The 14916-nt window shown below is 66.9% G+C and carries 12 protein-coding genes; 10 read left to right on the forward strand and 2 right to left on the reverse strand.

Annotation, left to right across the window (positions count from 1 at the left end; translation table 11 throughout):
• Both Q7T84_RS19635 and Q7T84_RS19640 read left to right on the forward strand, forming a co-directional pair.
• A partial coding sequence (locus Q7T84_RS19635) for a M48 family metallopeptidase (protein ID WP_304812401.1) occupies positions 1–939 on the forward strand: 939 nt, incomplete at its 5' end.
• Positions 936–1529: a hypothetical protein gene (locus Q7T84_RS19640; protein ID WP_304812403.1), complete on the forward strand. Its 594-nt coding sequence runs from the start codon at positions 936–938 to the stop codon at positions 1527–1529. The genes Q7T84_RS19635 and Q7T84_RS19640, both read left to right, overlap by 4 nt.
• On the opposite strand, the gene Q7T84_RS19645 is transcribed toward Q7T84_RS19640, so the two are convergent.
• Positions 1526–2437: a methyltransferase domain-containing protein gene (locus tag Q7T84_RS19645; RefSeq protein WP_304812405.1), complete on the reverse strand. Its 912-nt coding sequence runs from the start codon at positions 2435–2437 to the stop codon at positions 1526–1528. The genes Q7T84_RS19640 and Q7T84_RS19645 overlap by 4 nt on opposite strands.
• Before the next feature lie 146 nt (positions 2438–2583).
• On the opposite strand from Q7T84_RS19645, the gene Q7T84_RS19650 reads away from it, so the two are divergent.
• The 5 genes from Q7T84_RS19650 (at position 2584) to Q7T84_RS19670 (ending at position 6344) form a co-directional block, all read left to right on the forward strand.
• Positions 2584–3246 carry a ComF family protein gene (locus Q7T84_RS19650; RefSeq protein WP_304812407.1) on the forward strand — a complete coding sequence of 221 codons (663 nt, stop codon included), beginning with the start codon at positions 2584–2586 and terminating at the stop codon, positions 3244–3246.
• 32 nt (positions 3247–3278) lie between these two features.
• Complete coding sequence (gene grxC / locus Q7T84_RS19655) at positions 3279–3536, forward strand: glutaredoxin 3 (protein WP_304812410.1); 258 nt, start codon at positions 3279–3281, stop codon at positions 3534–3536.
• Between the two features lie 38 nt (positions 3537–3574).
• Positions 3575–4408: a carbon-nitrogen hydrolase family protein gene (locus tag Q7T84_RS19660; protein ID WP_304812413.1), complete on the forward strand. Its 834-nt coding sequence runs from the start codon at positions 3575–3577 to the stop codon at positions 4406–4408.
• A complete protein-coding gene (locus tag Q7T84_RS19665) occupies positions 4405–4830 on the forward strand; it encodes a DUF1178 family protein (protein ID WP_304812416.1) in 426 nt (141 codons plus the stop codon). The genes Q7T84_RS19660 and Q7T84_RS19665 overlap by 4 nt, the downstream gene beginning before the upstream one ends.
• A 104-nt stretch (positions 4831–4934) precedes the next feature.
• Entirely contained in the window at positions 4935–6344 is a 1410-nt protein-coding gene (locus Q7T84_RS19670; protein ID WP_304812418.1) for a M20/M25/M40 family metallo-hydrolase, read from the forward strand.
• A gap of 76 nt (positions 6345–6420) precedes the next feature.
• On the opposite strand, the gene Q7T84_RS19675 is transcribed toward Q7T84_RS19670, so the two are convergent.
• Complete coding sequence (locus Q7T84_RS19675; protein WP_304812420.1) at positions 6421–7710, reverse strand: OmpP1/FadL family transporter; 1290 nt, start codon at positions 7708–7710, stop codon at positions 6421–6423.
• Between the two features lie 154 nt (positions 7711–7864).
• On the opposite strand from Q7T84_RS19675, the gene Q7T84_RS19680 reads away from it, so the two are divergent.
• The 3 genes from Q7T84_RS19680 to clpB all read left to right on the forward strand — a co-directional run bounded on the left by Q7T84_RS19680 (position 7865) and on the right by clpB (position 14852).
• Positions 7865–10105, forward strand: a complete 2241-nt coding sequence (locus tag Q7T84_RS19680; protein WP_304812422.1) for an arylsulfatase — start codon at positions 7865–7867, stop codon at positions 10103–10105.
• 113 nt (positions 10106–10218) lie between these two features.
• Positions 10219–12129, forward strand: coding sequence for a S9 family peptidase (locus Q7T84_RS19685; protein WP_304812424.1), 1911 nt, complete (start codon positions 10219–10221; stop codon positions 12127–12129).
• 140 nt (positions 12130–12269) lie between these two features.
• Positions 12270–14852 carry an ATP-dependent chaperone ClpB gene (gene clpB, locus Q7T84_RS19690; protein WP_304812426.1) on the forward strand — a complete coding sequence of 861 codons (2583 nt, stop codon included), beginning with the start codon at positions 12270–12272 and terminating at the stop codon, positions 14850–14852.
• Positions 14853–14916 lie beyond the last annotated feature (64 nt).

Genomic DNA, 14916 nt, shown 5'->3' on the forward strand with positions numbered 1-14916 from the left:
CCGAATGGCTATTCCGAGGTCTGGTCGGGGCTATTGCTACGGACCACCGATGAGGCGGAACTCGCATACGTGCTCGGGCACGAATTGAGCCACTTCACAGAAAGCCATAGTCTGGAGCGCCACGCTGCTCACAAGACCCGGGCGAACGTCGCCTTGGCGGTAAGCGTCGTCGTGGCCGTGGCCGGCGCGGCTTCCGCGGCTGGCGCTACGACGGCGAGTGAAGCTCAGTCGATCATGGACGCGACCGGCAACCTGATCGACCTAGTCTACCTTGGGCAGGTGGCGGCGGTCTTTCGGTTCACCCGCGAGCAAGAAAGCGAAGCCGATCTTCTGGGCCAACAGAAAGCTGCGGCCGCCGGCTACAATGTCACTGCGGCGGCGGAAAGCTGGCGCGGCGTAGTCGCAGAGACCAAGGGCTCCGACTTCAAGCGCGTACGTGAAAGCGACACGCGCACCAGTGTGTTCTCCAGCCATCCCCTGACCAGTGACCGCATCGCCGCCCTCGACGGGCAGGCAAAGACGTTGAAAGCGGGCGGGGAGCGGGGGCGAGCCCGACACCGCGCGGCGATCCGGCCGCATCTGGCGGCCTGGCTGCGTGACGATCTTCGGCGGCGGGACTTTGGCGGAACCCTGGTGGTGATCGAGCGCCTGGCCGTCGACGGCGAGGATCTTGGCGTCCTGAACTACTATCGCGGCGAGGCCTACCGCATGCGTCGCGGCGAAGGCGATCTCGCTCGCGCCCGCGACGCCTATCTCGCATCGACGGCCCAGCCGGACGCGCCAGCAGCGGTCTGGCGGGAGCTCGGCGATATCCGCCGCCGCGACGGCGACATCGTCGGGGCGAAGGCGGCTTACGAAACCTATCTCGCCAAGGCGCCCCAGGCCGAAGACGCCTGGCTGGTGCAGGACGGCCTTTCAAATCTGGGGAACGGAACATGAGCATGCAGGCACTCTTCCGGGTCGTCGCACCTACACTTGCGGCGCTCGCCCTGGCGGCTTGCGCCAGCGTCTCCTCGGCCCCCGTCGGCGCGTTCAAGGTCGGCGACGCCTATGAAGTCGCGCTGGGCCGCGAATGGTCGGACATCAGCGCCGTGATGACCGGCAAGACCAAGAAGGTTCGGCTGCTTTCCATCGACGGGCCGCTGCTCAACCGGCTCTACCTCACCGATGGCCTGGTTCCGGGCGACTACCTGATCAAGCCGGCCGCCAAGGAGCGCCCCACCCCGGTCATCCGCCAGGACATGAGCGCCACGGAACGGCTGGAGTTCGTCACCGACAGCGTCGCGGCGCTGGAATACCAACGGGTGCAGCTGGCGCGCCCGCGAGCCGCCAAGTTTGGCGAGGCGCCCGCCGTGCGCTTCGACCTCAACGCCCAGACCAAGGAGGGCCTTGACATGCGCGGGACCGGCGTGATCGCGCAGAAGGACGGCAAGATCTACGTGCTGCTCTATCTCGCGCCAGCCGAGCACTACTTCCAGGTAACCCTTCCCGAGGTCGAGACCGTCATGGCCTCGGCGCGGCTGAGCTAGTCTTCCTCGCGCGGCAGCGGGTTTTCGACCACGCCCAGGGCGTCGGCGAGGCGCATCTTGGCCGAGCCAGGCTTCAGCGGCTTCTGCTGGCTGGGATCTGGCGCCCAGCCGGTCAGGGTCAGGATCTCGAAGGTCGCCGGGACTCTGCCGTCGGGCTCGGCGAACTTCTCGACATAGAGCTCGCAGGCGCGGGCCAGGACCTGGCGGGTGAGCTGGCGCGGGTGACGTTCGGCCAGCACGCTGGTCTCGCCCATGGCGCGCAGGTCGGCCAGCAGCTTCAGCGGATGGGCGTAGCGCACGGTCACGCGGTCGACGTCGGCCACCGGCAGGGCGAAGCCTGAGCGTTGCAGCAGGCCGGCGGCGTCATAGGCGTCGGCGAAAGGCGAGACCCGTGGCCCGGCGCCGCCGGTCAGCTCGGCCTCGGCCGTCAGCAACGATTGGCGCAGCTCGGTCAGGGTCGCGCCGCCCAGCATCGAGCCGATGAACAGGCCGTCGGGCTTCAGCGCCCGGCGGATCTGGATCAGGGCGCCGACCACGTCGTTGGTCCAATGGAGGGCGAGCGTCGAGACCACCAGGTCGAGGCTGCCGAAGGCGAAGGGCAGGCGCTCTTCATCCGCCACCAGCCGTGGTCCGGTTCGGCCTGCCAGCATGGCGCCTGAGAGGTCGGCTTCGATCAGATGGCCGACGCGGGACTTGGCGTCGCTGAGCGCCAGGGCCTCTCCGAACGCCCCGTTACGCGCGCCGAGATCGACGGCGAGCGGGAAGTCGCGCATGATCGCTTCCAGGCGCACGACGGCGTCCTCGGCGGCGCGCCGCTTGAGGAAGTCGGCGTTGGCGTAGACGGCCGCGGCTCGGCTCAGGCGGGTGCGAAGCAGGTCGCGGTTAAAGAGGCGGGGCGGGGCGGACATTGGCGGCGGGACGCTTTTCGACTGGAAGCCTGTCAGATGGCGATGCGGCCCCCTGGTGGAAACCCGGGCCGCGCGCGAAGGCCGCGGTTCGTACCGCGCTCGACCTGCTTTTCCCACCCCAATCGCTGGACGACGGGCCCGCGCCGATGTCGACCGGGTTCAGCGCGCAGGGCTGGAGCCGCATTCCCTTTATCGACGGCCCACTGTGCGACGGCTGCGGAACGCCCTTCGAATATGACCTGGGAGCAGGGGTTCGCTGCGCCGACTGCATGGCCAAGCCGCGGGCCTTCACCCGTGGCCGCGCCGCCTGTCTCTATGACGACGCCTCGCGCGGCGTAATCTTGCAACTGAAGCATGCCGATCGCACCGACCTTGCCCCTATGCTCGCCCGCTGGATCAGCCGTTCGGCGCGAGATTTGCTCGAAGACGCCGACGCCATCGCGCCTGTCCCCTTGCATCCCGGACGTCTGTTGGGGCGGCGCTACAACCAGGCCGCCGAGATCGCGCGGCCGCTCAGCCGCCTGTCGGGCGTGGCCTATCTGCCCGACGCCCTGGTGCGGGTGCGGGCCACGGAAACACAGGGCGGCAAGTCGGGGTCGGGTCGGCGGCGCAACGTCGCTGCGGCCTTCGCCGTGCCGCTCGGTCGCGTAGGCCAGGTCGCGGGCAGGCGCATCCTCTTGATTGATGACGTCATGACCACCGGCGCCACATTGGAGGGCTGCGCGCGGGCCTTGCTGGCGGCCGGCGCGACGTGCGTTGATGTCGCAGTGGTTGCGAGGGTGAAAGAAGCCGCGAACCGCTCCATATAGAACCAACAGAGTTTTCACGTATTAGACGAGCCATGGCCCAAGTCACAATCTACACGAAGCCCTACTGCCCCTACTGCATCCGAGCGGTCTCGCTGCTCGAGAAGAAGGGTGTGGAGTTCACCGAGATCGAAGCCGCCTTCGAGCCTGAGAAGCGCCAGGAGATGATCCAGCGCTCCAATGGACGCGCGACTTTCCCGCAGATCTTCATCGGCGATCAGCACGTCGGCGGCTGCGACGAGATGATGTCGTTGGAATACGACGGCAAGCTGGACGCCCTGCTCGCGGCCTAGCCTTGAGGTTATGCGCCGCGTGACCTACGGGTGAGCCCATGACCTTGCGCGTCGGACTGATCCAGACACGGACCCCCGCCACCCACGCCGCGGCGCTCGCCCATGTGGCGCCGCTGGTGCGCGAGGCCGCCGCTCAGGGCGCGACCTTCATCGTCACGCCCGAGGGGACCAATATCCTCCAGCGCGACAAGCAAGCTCTGCTGCCGCAACTGACGCTGCTGGGAGACGACCCCGTGGTCCAGGGGCTGCAAGCCCTGGCCGCTGAGCTCTCGGTGGCCATCCTGGTCGGCTCGGCCCTGGTGAAGCGCGAGGACGGCAAGGCCGCCAATCGCTCAGTCCTGATCTCGCCGCTCGGCGACATCGTCGCGACATACGACAAACTCCATATGTTCGATGTCGATCTGCCCACCGGCGAGAGCGCCCGCGAGAGCGCTACCTATGAGCCGGGCGAGGAGGCCGTCGCCGTCCATGCCGGCCAGATGCGGCTGGGCCTGACCATCTGCTACGATGTCCGTTTCCCGGCTCTCTATCGCGCCTTGGCTGTCGCCGGCGCGCAGGTGATCACGGTTCCGGCCGCCTTCACCCGGCCGACCGGCGAGGCGCACTGGGAGATCCTGCTGCGCGCCCGGGCCATCGAGACCGGCAGTTTCGTGCTGGCGTCCGCCCAGGGCGGGTTCCACGAGGACGGCCGCGGCACCTTTGGCCGGAGCCTAGCCATCGGCCCGTGGGGCGAGGTGCTCGGCAAGCTTGACCACGACGAACCGGGTGTGCTGGTCGTCGATCTCGATCTTGCGGCGGTGGATAAGGCGCGGACAGCGATACCGGCCCTGGCCAATGCGCGGGGCTTCGAGGCGCCTATATCTATCCTATGATCCGCTACGCGCTTTCCTGCGATAACGCCCATGAGTTCGAGGGCTGGTTCGGTTCGTCGGCTGATTTCGACGATCAATCCGAACGTGGCCTGGTCGGCTGTCCGGTTTGCGACTCCAAGGCGGTGACCAAGCAGATCATGGCCCCCTCCATCGCTGGCACGAAGAAGACCACCGACCTTCCTCCCCAGGTGCGTTCGATGGTGATGGAGGCCATGGGCCGAGTGCGCAAACACGTCGAGGACAACTTCGACTATGTGGGCGACACCTTCGCCGACGAGGCCCGCGCCATCCACGAAGGCCGCTCCGAAGATCGGGGGATCTATGGCGAGGCGACGCCGGCGCAGATCAAGTCGCTGACCGAGGATGGCGTCCCCATCGCCGCCATGCCGCCCGCGCCGCCGAAGAAGTCGGAAGTGAACTAGCCTCTTGGATCCCCATTGGGGGAGCTTGCGCGCAAGCCTCACCATTACCGTTGCCGGTCGTTCGCACGCCCCATAGGGTCGCTCCCATTCTTGTGGAGCTGATGATGATCCGTTCGATTTCCGCCGCCGCCTTGGCGCTCGCGGCGCTGGCTTCGCCGGCCGCCGCCCAAACCCCACGTCCCGACCAGCTGGCCTTCCGCGAGCTCTACAAAGAGCTGATCGAGATCAATACGACTCTGTCGGCGGGAAGCTGCACTGCGGCGTCGGAGGCCATGGCCTCGCGCCTGAAGGCCGCCGGCTTCGCAGACGCGGACCTGAAGATCATCGTCCCCGCCGACCGTCCCAAGGACGGCAATCTGGTGGCCACCCTCAAGGGTTCAGACCCCAAGGCCAAGCCGATCTTGCTGCTCGCCCATATCGACGTGGTCGAGGCCAATCGCGCTGACTGGGAGCGCGATCCCTTCAAGCTCATCGAGGAAGATGGCTACTTCTACGCGCGCGGCGCCAGCGACGACAAAGCCCAGGCGGCGGTGTGGACCGACAGCCTGATCCGCCTCAAGCAAGAGGGCTTCAAGCCCCGCCGCACCATCAAGATGGCGCTGACCTGCGGCGAGGAAACGCCTGACACCTTCAACGGCGTTCAGTACCTGATCCAGAACCATCGCGACCTGATGGACGCGGCCTTCGTGCTGAACGAGGGCGCGGGCGGGCGGCTCGACGCCAACGGAAATCGCATCTCGCTCGGTATCCAGGCCGGCGAGAAGGTCTATCAGGACTACACCCTGGAAGTGACCAACAAGGGCGGCCACTCCTCGGCCCCGGTGCGCGACAACGCCGTCTACCACCTGTCTGCTGGGCTCTCGCGGCTGGGCGACTACGACTTCCCGGTGAAGCTGAACGACGCCGTTCGCGCCAATTTCGAGAGCATGGCGGTGATCGACGGCGGTGAGACCGGCACGGCCCTGGCGGCCGTGGCCAAGAACCCCGCCGACACAGCGGCCGTGGCCCTTGTCGCCAAGGAACCAGGCCGCAACTCGATGATGCGGACCACCTGCGTGGCGACCATGGTCAATGCCGGCCACGCTCCCAACGCCTTGCCGCAGCGCGCTCGGGCCAATGTGAATTGCCGCATCCTGCCGGGTGAAGGCGTCGAGGAAACCCGGCTGGCCCTGGTCAAGGTGCTGGGCGACGAGACCATCAAGGTGACGACCGTAGGCGAGCCGAGCCCGGTCTCGCCGCCGCCGACGCTGGGCGGGTCAATCACCGATCCGGTGGAGAAGGTCGCCGCCAAGCTGTGGCCGGGCGTGCCGTTGGTGCCGGTCATGGCGACCGGCGCCACCGACGGCCGTTTCCTGAACGCGGTCGGCATCCCGACCTACGGCCTGACCGGCTTCTTCAGCGAGGCGACCGGCAACGGCGCCCACGGCCTGAACGAAAAGATGCGGGTCCGATCGCTCTACGAAGGCCGCGACTTCCTCTACGAGGTGGTCAAGATCTACGCGAACCAGAAGTAGGGGTCTGACCCATCCGTCGTCATCCCCAGGATTTCGCTTCGCGAGCCCGGAGGATGACGCGCGGTTGGGGCCGGACCTAGAAGGTCTTCCGCAGGCCCAGCGACATCACATAGCCTTGGCCCTGAACCTCGCCGCGCAGGCGGGTCGTGGTGGCTGCCGGCGTGCCTTCGTAGAAGGTGGTGTCGTGCAGGACGTCGCTGTCGGCGAAGCTGATGTAAGTGAGGGCCGCGTCGAGCTTGAGGCTGTCGGTCAACTGCGCCGTGGCGCCGGCGCTATAGAGCCAGCGGTCGCCGTCCGGGACCCGTGCGGTGCGCGCGTCGTCCGGCGTCGGGGTCGGATCGTACTGGACGCCGGTCCGCAGGGTCAGTCGGTCATTGACCGCGTAGTCGAGGCCGACCCCGCCCGATGTGGTGTCTTCGTATCCCTGGAACAGAGTCTCGCCGCCACCACCCTCGAACGTCACGTCGATGGACTTGAACTCGCCCCAGCCGATCCGCTGGACCTGGGCGTTGAGGGCGAGCTTGTCGGTCGCCTGCCAGCGTGCGCCCAAGGTGGCGATCCAAGGCGTGGTGAAGGCGGCCGAGCCCTTCAGATCGCGGTTGGCCGGCGCCAACGGCCCGAGCAGTCCGCCCACGAAGACACGGCCATCCAGGTCATGCTCCATCTTCGAGCGATAGCTGGCGCCGAGCGTCACGGCGCCGAGATGAGCCTGGGCGCCGGCCGACCAGCCGAAGTCCCACCCGTCGCCGCTGAGCTGGGAGATTCCGTCAGGGAGCAGGGGCGATAGGTTCGGATAGGCGGTCTGCAGCTTGGCCTCGGTGTACTGGGCGCTGACGCCGACCCCGACGTCGAGCCAGTCGGTGAGCTGCATCGCGCCGGTCGCTTGAATGTCGGCGGTGGTCAGGCGCGAGGTCAGGGCGTCGTACCTGGCCCAGGCGTTGCGGCGGTATTCGGTGGTGAAGTTGAACGGCGCGGCGACCGACAGGCCCAGCGCGAAACGCTCACCGATCGGGGTGGCGAGGGCGAAGTTCGGGGCCACGCCGTTCTGGATCGGATTGAAAGCGCGCGGCTCGCCCTGGACCGGAATGGTCAGCCCACCGGGATAGGTGATGGTCGAGCCATGGTTCTCGACCGTAGCGTCCACGAACACGGCGTGGGCGCCGGCATAGACTTCTCGCGGCGACCGGGCGATGGCGGCGGGGTTCCACCACAATGACGCCACGCCCTGGTCGGCGACCTCGCCGGAATAGGCGCGGCCGGCGCCGCGAACCGATTGCTCTTGTAGATAGTAGCCGGCCGCCTGGGCCTGAGACGCCATCAGGGCGGCAAGCGCGGTCGTCGCCGCGAGGGTTTTCAATCGGGTCATGACGCGGGTCTTTCCGGGAGGATGAGCTTGTCCGGCCGCCGGACGGCTAGGCGCAGAACACCGAACACGTCGATTTTGTTGCACCGCGCGGCTCTGTAGCTTGCCAACCCACTGCCGCTGGGTCAGAAGGAAATAAATTGGCAGGGAGTATGCCATGACTATTTCGAGCGCCACCGCGAAGATCGGCCGGACCTTGGCGGACTCCGTTCCCTACTGGCCTGAGCGTGTGAAGCCGCCCAAGGGATCGCCTAACGTCCTGGTGGTGCTGTTCGACGATGTCGGGTTCTCGGACTTCGGCTGCTACGGCTCGCCGATCAAGACGCCGACCATCGACGCCCTGGCCGCCGAGGGGCTGCGCTACACCGGCTTCCACACCACGGCGATGTGCTCGACCACGCGGGCGGCTCTGCTGACCGGGCGCAATCACCACTCGGTCGGCATGGGTTGCCTGGCCAACTTCGACTCCGGCGTCCCCGGCTATCGCGGCAAGATCGCCCGTGAGGCCGGGACCCTGCCCGAGATGCTGCGGGCGGAGGGCTACGGGACCTACATGGTCGGCAAGTGGCACGCCACGCCGCTCAGCCAAGTCGGCGCGCGGGGGCCGTTCGATGGCTGGCCCCTGGGTCGCGGGTTCAATCGCTACTACGGCTTCATGGACGCCGAGACCGACCACTATTCGCCCGAGCTGGTTCGCGACAACACCCCGATCGACGCGCCTGGTCACTTCCCGGACGGCTACCACCTGACCGCCGACCTGGTGGACGAGAGCATCCGTTTCGTCGCCGACCACATCGCCGACGCGCCGGACCAGCCCTGGTTGCTGTGGCTGGCCCTGGGCGCCTGTCACGCGCCGCATCAGGCGCCCAAAGAGATCATCGAGAGCTACGACGCGGTGTTCGCCGATGGCTGGGACGTCGAGCGCGAGCGCCGGCTGGAGCGCCAGAAGGCGCTGGGAATCGTGCCGCCGGAAACCCAGATGCCGCCGCGCAACGACGGGGTGAAGCCCTGGGCCGACCACAGCCCCGACGAACAGCGGGTGTTCACCCGCCTGCAGAGCGCCTTCGCCGGCATGCTCGACCACGCCGACCGTCAACTGGCGAGATTGGTGAGCTTCCTGGAGGAAGCCGGCGTGAAGGACGACACCCTGATCCTGGTGCTCTCGGACAATGGCGCCAGCCAGGAGGGCGGCCCCCTTGGCTTCGTCAACGCCATGGGGCCGTACAATATGAAGTTCGAGCCGATGCCGGAGAAGCTGGCCAATATCGAGAACATCGGCGGGCCCGACAGTCACTCGAACTTCCCGCATGGCTGGGCCATGGCCTCGAACACGCCGCTGCGCCGCTACAAGCAGAATACCCACGGCGGCGGCATCCGCGATCCGCTGGTGATCTCCTGGAAGAACGGTATCGCCGCGCGCGGCGAGACGCGGGACCAGTTCGCCCACGCCAGCGACTTCACGCCCACCCTGCTCGACATGCTGGGCCTGACCTCGCCAGACGTCATCGCCGGGGTGCCGCAGATGCCGATCGAGGGCGTCAGCTTCGCCACCTCGATCACCGATCCTGCCGCGCCCTCCAAGGCCAGCCCTCAGTACTTCGAGATGTTCGGCCATCGCGGCCTCTGGAAGGATGGCTGGAAGGCCGTCGCCTTCCACCCGCCCGGCGCGCCCTTCGACGGCGACCGCTGGGAGCTCTATCACCTCGACGCCGACTTCTCGGAAACGCAGGACCTGGCCGAGCAGGAGCCGGAGCGTCTCAAGGCCCTGGTCGATGAGTGGTGGACCCAGGCCGAGCGCTGCAACGTCCTGCCGCTGGATGATCGTTTCGGTCCGCGCTTCGCCGAGAACGCCCTGCGTCACCAGGGCCATCGCAAGACCTTCGTGTTCCACAAGGGCATGGGGCACTTGCCCGGCGACTGCGCGCCTGACGTGCGCTCGCGCTCCTACTTCATCGAGGCCGACGTCAATCTGGGCGAGGGCGACGAGGGGGTGCTGATCGCCCATGGCGACGCCACCAGCGGCTACAGCCTGTTCGTCCGTGACGGCCTGCTGCACCACACCCTGAACGTCGGCGGCCTGCGGACCACGGTCAGCTCCGATCAGCAGATCGCGCCAGGGCGCCGCAAGCTCGGCGTGCGCGTGATTCAGGACGATGGCCGTCACTTCACCCTGACCATTGACGGACAGCCGGCGGGCGAGCTTTCGACCCATCTGGGCTTCATGACGCTGATCTCATGGTCGGGTCTCGACATTGGTCGCGATCGGGGCAGCGCGGTGGGCGACTACGCCCACCCGTTCACCTTCACGGGCGCCTTGCGGACGGTGACGGTCACCATGGACGCCGACCAGGACCTGGACGGCGACGCCATCGGCGAGGCCGAGATGGCCCGGCAATAGAGGTTGACGAGATCCTGCCCCCCAGCGGGGGAGGATCATCGAACCCAACTAGCGGTTGATCCCGCTCGCGTGTTTCGTCACTGTCCCTGGTCTCCGGGGGGAGTGTTGCGTCCATGTCAGTTCGATTGCTTGTCGCCGCCGTTTGCCTAGCGCTCGCGGCTTTTCCTGCGGCCGCGGCGCCGCTCGAACACTATGGGCGGCTGCCGACCGTCGAAGAGGTCGCGATCTCGCCGGACGGCGGGATGGTCGCGATGATTTCCACCAATGGCGAAGAGCGCCTGATCGTCCTGCGCAACCAGGCCGACGGCAAGCTCTCGGCTCTGGCTGTGGGTGCGGCGAAGGTTAGGGATCTACGGTGGGCCGACAGTGACAATCTGCTGATCACCACCTCGACCACCGCCTCGATCATGGGGGTGATCGGCCCTCGGCGGGAATACTTCCAAGCCTTCCACTACAATGTGCCGACCAAGAAGGGGAGGTTGCTGCTGCGTGACGCGGAATACGCCCTCAACACGATCCAGGCGCCGCCGGTGGTGCGCCGGATCGACGGCCAGCCGACCGTGTTCCTGGAGGGCGTCAAGTTCGTGAACAACCGGGGCCGCACCGCCCTGTTCCAGGTCAATCTGAAGACCTCGCGTTCGAAGCTCGTTCACGAAGGGTTCGAGAACACCCGCGACTGGCTGGTCGGCGCCGACGGTCAGCCCCTGGCCGAGAGCGAGTACGACGCCGAGCGGGCGCGTTGGACGCTGAAGATCAAGGCGCCGACCGGCTGGCGCACGGTGCGTGTCGTGGAAGCGGCCAACGAGCGGCCGGTGCTGCTCGGGCTGGGCCGCGATGGTCAATCTGTCTTGGTGGCCGACAGCGACGAAGACCAGGCGGTGCTGCGCGAGATCGCGCCGACGGACGGCGTGTGGGGCGATCCCTTCGAGCGGCTGGAGAACGGCCAGCCGATCTTCGACCCAAAGACGCACGCTTTGATCGGCTTCTCCGGCCTAGTCGGGGACGAAGGTAGGTACGTCTTCTTTGATCCGGCGTCGGCCAAGGCCTGGGCCAAGATCCAGAAGGCCTATCCGGGCGAACGGGTCGCGCTAGTCTCCTGGTCGGATGATCGCTCGAAGGTCGTCGCGCTGGTCGACTCTCCCACCGAGGGTCCAGCCTACGCCCTGGTCGACTTCGCGACCCACAAGGCGGTCTGGCTCGGCGTCAAGTATGAGAACCTCAAGCCAGCGGACATCTCTCCGGTTCGCCCGGTCAGCTTCAAGGCCGCGGACGGCTTGCCGCTGAGCGGCTACCTGACCCTTCCGCATGGCCAGGCGCCCAAGAACCTGCCGCTGGTCGTCCATCCGCACGGCGGTCCGGCCACGCGCGAAAATCCCGGCTTTGACTGGTGGGCTCAAGCGATGGCCTCGCGGGGCTATGCGGTTCTTCAAATCAATTATCGCGGCTCGGCGGGTTTCGGCTGGAACTTCATGCAGGCCGGCTTTGGCCAATGGGGCCGCAAGATGCAGACCGACCTCTCCGATGGCGTTCGTCACCTCGCGGCCGACGGGACCATCGACCCCAAGCGGGTGTGCATCGTCGGCGCGAGCTACGGGGGCTATGCCGCCCTGGCCGGCGCGACCTTGGATCCGGGCGTCTATCGTTGCGCGGCCTCGGTCGCGGGCCTCTCGGACATGCGCCGCTTTGTCGCCTGGTCGAAGACGCGGTCGGGCGTCGAGGCCCAGCGCTACTGGTCGCGGTTCATGGGGGCGCAAGGCCCCTACGACCCGGTCCTGCAGCAGATCTCGCCAGCCCTGAACGTGGACAAGGTCACCATCCCGATCTTGCTTATCCACGGCAAGGACGACACCGTCGTGCCGCTGGAGCAGAGCCGGATCATGGAGAGCGCGCTGCAGAAGGCCGGTAAGCCGGTCGAGGTCCTGGTGATGGAGGGCGAGGACCATTGGCTGTCGCGCGGCGACACCCGGCTGCAGATGTTGAATTCGGTCGTCGCCTTCCTCGAGAGACACAACCCGCCGAAGTGATCGGAACGAGGATATTCGAGCGGAACTCTCCGGCCTTGGCCGGATTGTCTTGTGTGGCGGCAAAGCAACACTACATCCCTGGATAAGGGTGTCGTGCTTGCATGAGGCGACGCCCCAAGTCCGCCTATCCAGGGGAAGCCATGAACATTGATCTCTATTCCGACCGCGCCAAGCAGGCGATCCAGTCGGCCCAGAGCCTTGCGCTCGCCCGCAGTCACCAGCAGCTCGCGCCCGAGCATCTGCTGAAGGTGCTGCTTGAGGAAAAAGACGGCCTGTCCCGCGCCCTGATCCAGAGCGCCGGTGGACGGCCCGATGAGGCCGACAAGGCCGCCGACACCTTGCTGGGCAAACGGCCCAAGGTCGAGGGCGGCTCCGGCCAGCTCTACATGGCGCCGGAAACCGCGCGTATCTTCGCCGAGGCCGAGGCCGGGGCGAAGGCCGCGGGCGACGCCTTCGTCACCACCGAACGCCTGCTGATCGCCATCGCCAAGGAAGGCGGCGAGGCCGGCAAGGCTCTTAAGGACGCCGGCGCCAACGCCGCGGCCTTGGAAGAGGCCGCCAAGGCGATGCGCAAGGGCAAGACCGCCGACAGCGCCTCGGCCGAGGAAGGTTATGACGCGCTGAAGCGCTACGCCCGGGACCTGACCCAGGCCGCCCGCGACGGCAAGCTTGACCCCGTGATCGGCCGCGATGAGGAAATCCGCCGCACGATCCAGGTCCTGTCGCGCCGCACCAAGAACAACCCGGTGCTGATCGGGGAGCCCGGCGTCGGCAAGACCGCGATCGTCGAGGGCTTGGCCTTGCGCATCGTCAATGGCGACGTCCCGGAAAGCCTGAAGGACAAACAGCTCCAAGCCCTCGACATGGGCGCGCTGATCGCTGGCGCGAAGTATCGCGGCGAGTTCGAGGAGCGCCTGAAGGCGGTCCTGAACGAGGTTACCCAGGCTGAAGGCTCGATCATCCTGTTCATCGACGAGATGCACACACTGGTCGGCGCTGGGAAGACCGAGGGGGCGATGGACGCCTCCAACCTGCTGAAGCCCGCCCTGGCGCGCGGCGAGCTGCACTGCGTCGGCGCGACCACGCTCGAAGAGTACCGCAAGCACGTCGAGAAGGACGCGGCCCTGGCCCGTCGCTTCCAGCCGGTGTTCGTGGCCGAACCCACCGTCGAGGACACGATCTCGATCCTGCGCGGCTTGAAAGACAAGTACGAGGTGCACCACGGCGTCCGTATCTCGGACAGCGCCATCGTGGCCGCCGCTACGCTGTCTAACCGCTACATCGCCGACCGCTTCCTGCCCGACAAAGCCATCGACCTGATTGACGAAGCGGGCAGCCGCGTGCGCATGGCGGTCGACTCAAAGCCCGAGGAACTCGACGAGATCGACCGCCGCGCGGTGCAGTTGAAGATCGAGCGTGAGGCGCTCTCCAAGGAAACCGACGCGGCCTCCAAGGCCCGGCTGGAAAAGCTGGAGGAGGAACTGGACGATCTGGAAGACCAGTCGGCCGAGATGACCGCCCGCTGGCGCACGGAGAAGGAAAAGGTCGGCCAGGCCGCCCAGGCCCGCGAGGCCCTGGACCGGCTACGCGCTGAACTGGTCACGGCCCAGCGCCGCGGCGACCTGCAGCGCGCCTCGGAAATCGCCTATGGCGAGATCCCGCAGCTTGAGCGCCGCCTGGCCGAGGAAGAAGCCGCGGCGGCGGATAACCCGGTCAGCCTCGAAGTTGTCGACGCCGAGCAAATCGCCGGCGTGGTCAGCCGCTGGACCGGCATTCCGGTCGACAAGATGCTGGAAGGTGAGCGCGAGAAACTGCTGGCCATGGAGGACGCCTTGCGCAAGCGGGTGGTCGGCCAGGAGGAGGCGCTGGTCGCGGTGTCCGACGCCGTGCGCCGCGCGCGCGCCGGTCTGCAGGACCCCAATCGGCCCATCGGCTCGTTCCTGTTCCTCGGCCCGACCGGGGTCGGCAAGACCGAGCTGACCAAGGCCCTGGCCGGCTTCATGTTCGACGACGAAAGCGCCATCACCCGCATGGATATGAGCGAGTACATGGAGAAGCACTCGGTCAGCCGCATGATCGGCGCGCCGCCCGGCTATGTCGGCTACGACGAGGGCGGAGCCCTGACCGAAGCCGTTCGGCGCCGGCCCTATCAGGTCGTGTTGTTCGACGAGGTCGAGAAGGCTCACCCCGACGTCTTCAACGTGCTGCTGCAGGTGCTGGACGACGGACGCCTGACCGATGGTCAGGGACGTACGGTCGACTTCCGCAACACCATCCTGATCATGACCTCAAACCTGGGCTCGGAATTCCTGGCCAGCCAGGGCGAGGGCGATGATGTCGAGGATGCGCGGCCGATGGTGATGGATGTGGTTCGCCGCCACTTCCGGCCCGAGTTCCTGAACCGGATCGACGAGATCATCCTCTTCAAGCGGCTTGGCCGCGCGGAGATGGACAACATCGTCGATATTCAGCTTCAGCGGGTCGAGAAGCTGCTGGCTGATCGCCGGATGTCGATCGTGATGGATTCGAACGCCAAGCATTGGATGGCCGACAAGGGCTATGACCCCGTCTATGGCGCACGTCCGTTGAAGCGCGTCATCCAAAAGGAGCTGGTCGATCCCATCGCCCGCAAGTTGCTGGCCGGCGACCTGGAGGATGGCGCGGTCATCCAAGTCGGGGCATCGGCCGACGGCCTGGAGATCGGCCGGGCCAAGGTCCACTAAACGACAAAACGCCCCGGGTGACCCCCGGGGCGTTTTTTGTTCGAAGCCATCCACTCGTTATCCT

Origin of the sequence: Phenylobacterium sp. (assembly GCF_030654915.1) — a bacterium.
GTDB lineage: Bacteria > Pseudomonadota > Alphaproteobacteria > Caulobacterales > Caulobacteraceae > Phenylobacterium.

Excerpts from the sequence above, each read along its gene's own strand:
- Q7T84_RS19640 (WP_304812403.1), top strand. The coding sequence starts at position 936 with ATGAGCATGCAGGCACTCTTCCGGGTCGTCGCACCTACACTTGCGGCG.
- Q7T84_RS19645 (WP_304812405.1), bottom strand. The coding sequence starts at position 2,437 with ATGTCCGCCCCGCCCCGCCTCTTTAACCGCGACCTGCTTCGCACCCGC.
- Q7T84_RS19650 (WP_304812407.1), top strand. The coding sequence starts at position 2,584 with ATGTCGACCGGGTTCAGCGCGCAGGGCTGGAGCCGCATTCCCTTTATC.
- grxC (WP_304812410.1), top strand. The coding sequence starts at position 3,279 with ATGGCCCAAGTCACAATCTACACGAAGCCCTACTGCCCCTACTGCATC.
- Q7T84_RS19660 (WP_304812413.1), top strand. The coding sequence starts at position 3,575 with ATGACCTTGCGCGTCGGACTGATCCAGACACGGACCCCCGCCACCCAC.
- Q7T84_RS19665 (WP_304812416.1), top strand. The coding sequence starts at position 4,405 with ATGATCCGCTACGCGCTTTCCTGCGATAACGCCCATGAGTTCGAGGGC.
- Q7T84_RS19670 (WP_304812418.1), top strand. The coding sequence starts at position 4,935 with ATGATCCGTTCGATTTCCGCCGCCGCCTTGGCGCTCGCGGCGCTGGCT.
- Q7T84_RS19675 (WP_304812420.1), bottom strand. The coding sequence starts at position 7,710 with ATGACCCGATTGAAAACCCTCGCGGCGACGACCGCGCTTGCCGCCCTG.
- Q7T84_RS19680 (WP_304812422.1), top strand. The coding sequence starts at position 7,865 with ATGACTATTTCGAGCGCCACCGCGAAGATCGGCCGGACCTTGGCGGAC.
- Q7T84_RS19685 (WP_304812424.1), top strand. The coding sequence starts at position 10,219 with ATGTCAGTTCGATTGCTTGTCGCCGCCGTTTGCCTAGCGCTCGCGGCT.
- clpB (WP_304812426.1), top strand. The coding sequence starts at position 12,270 with ATGAACATTGATCTCTATTCCGACCGCGCCAAGCAGGCGATCCAGTCG.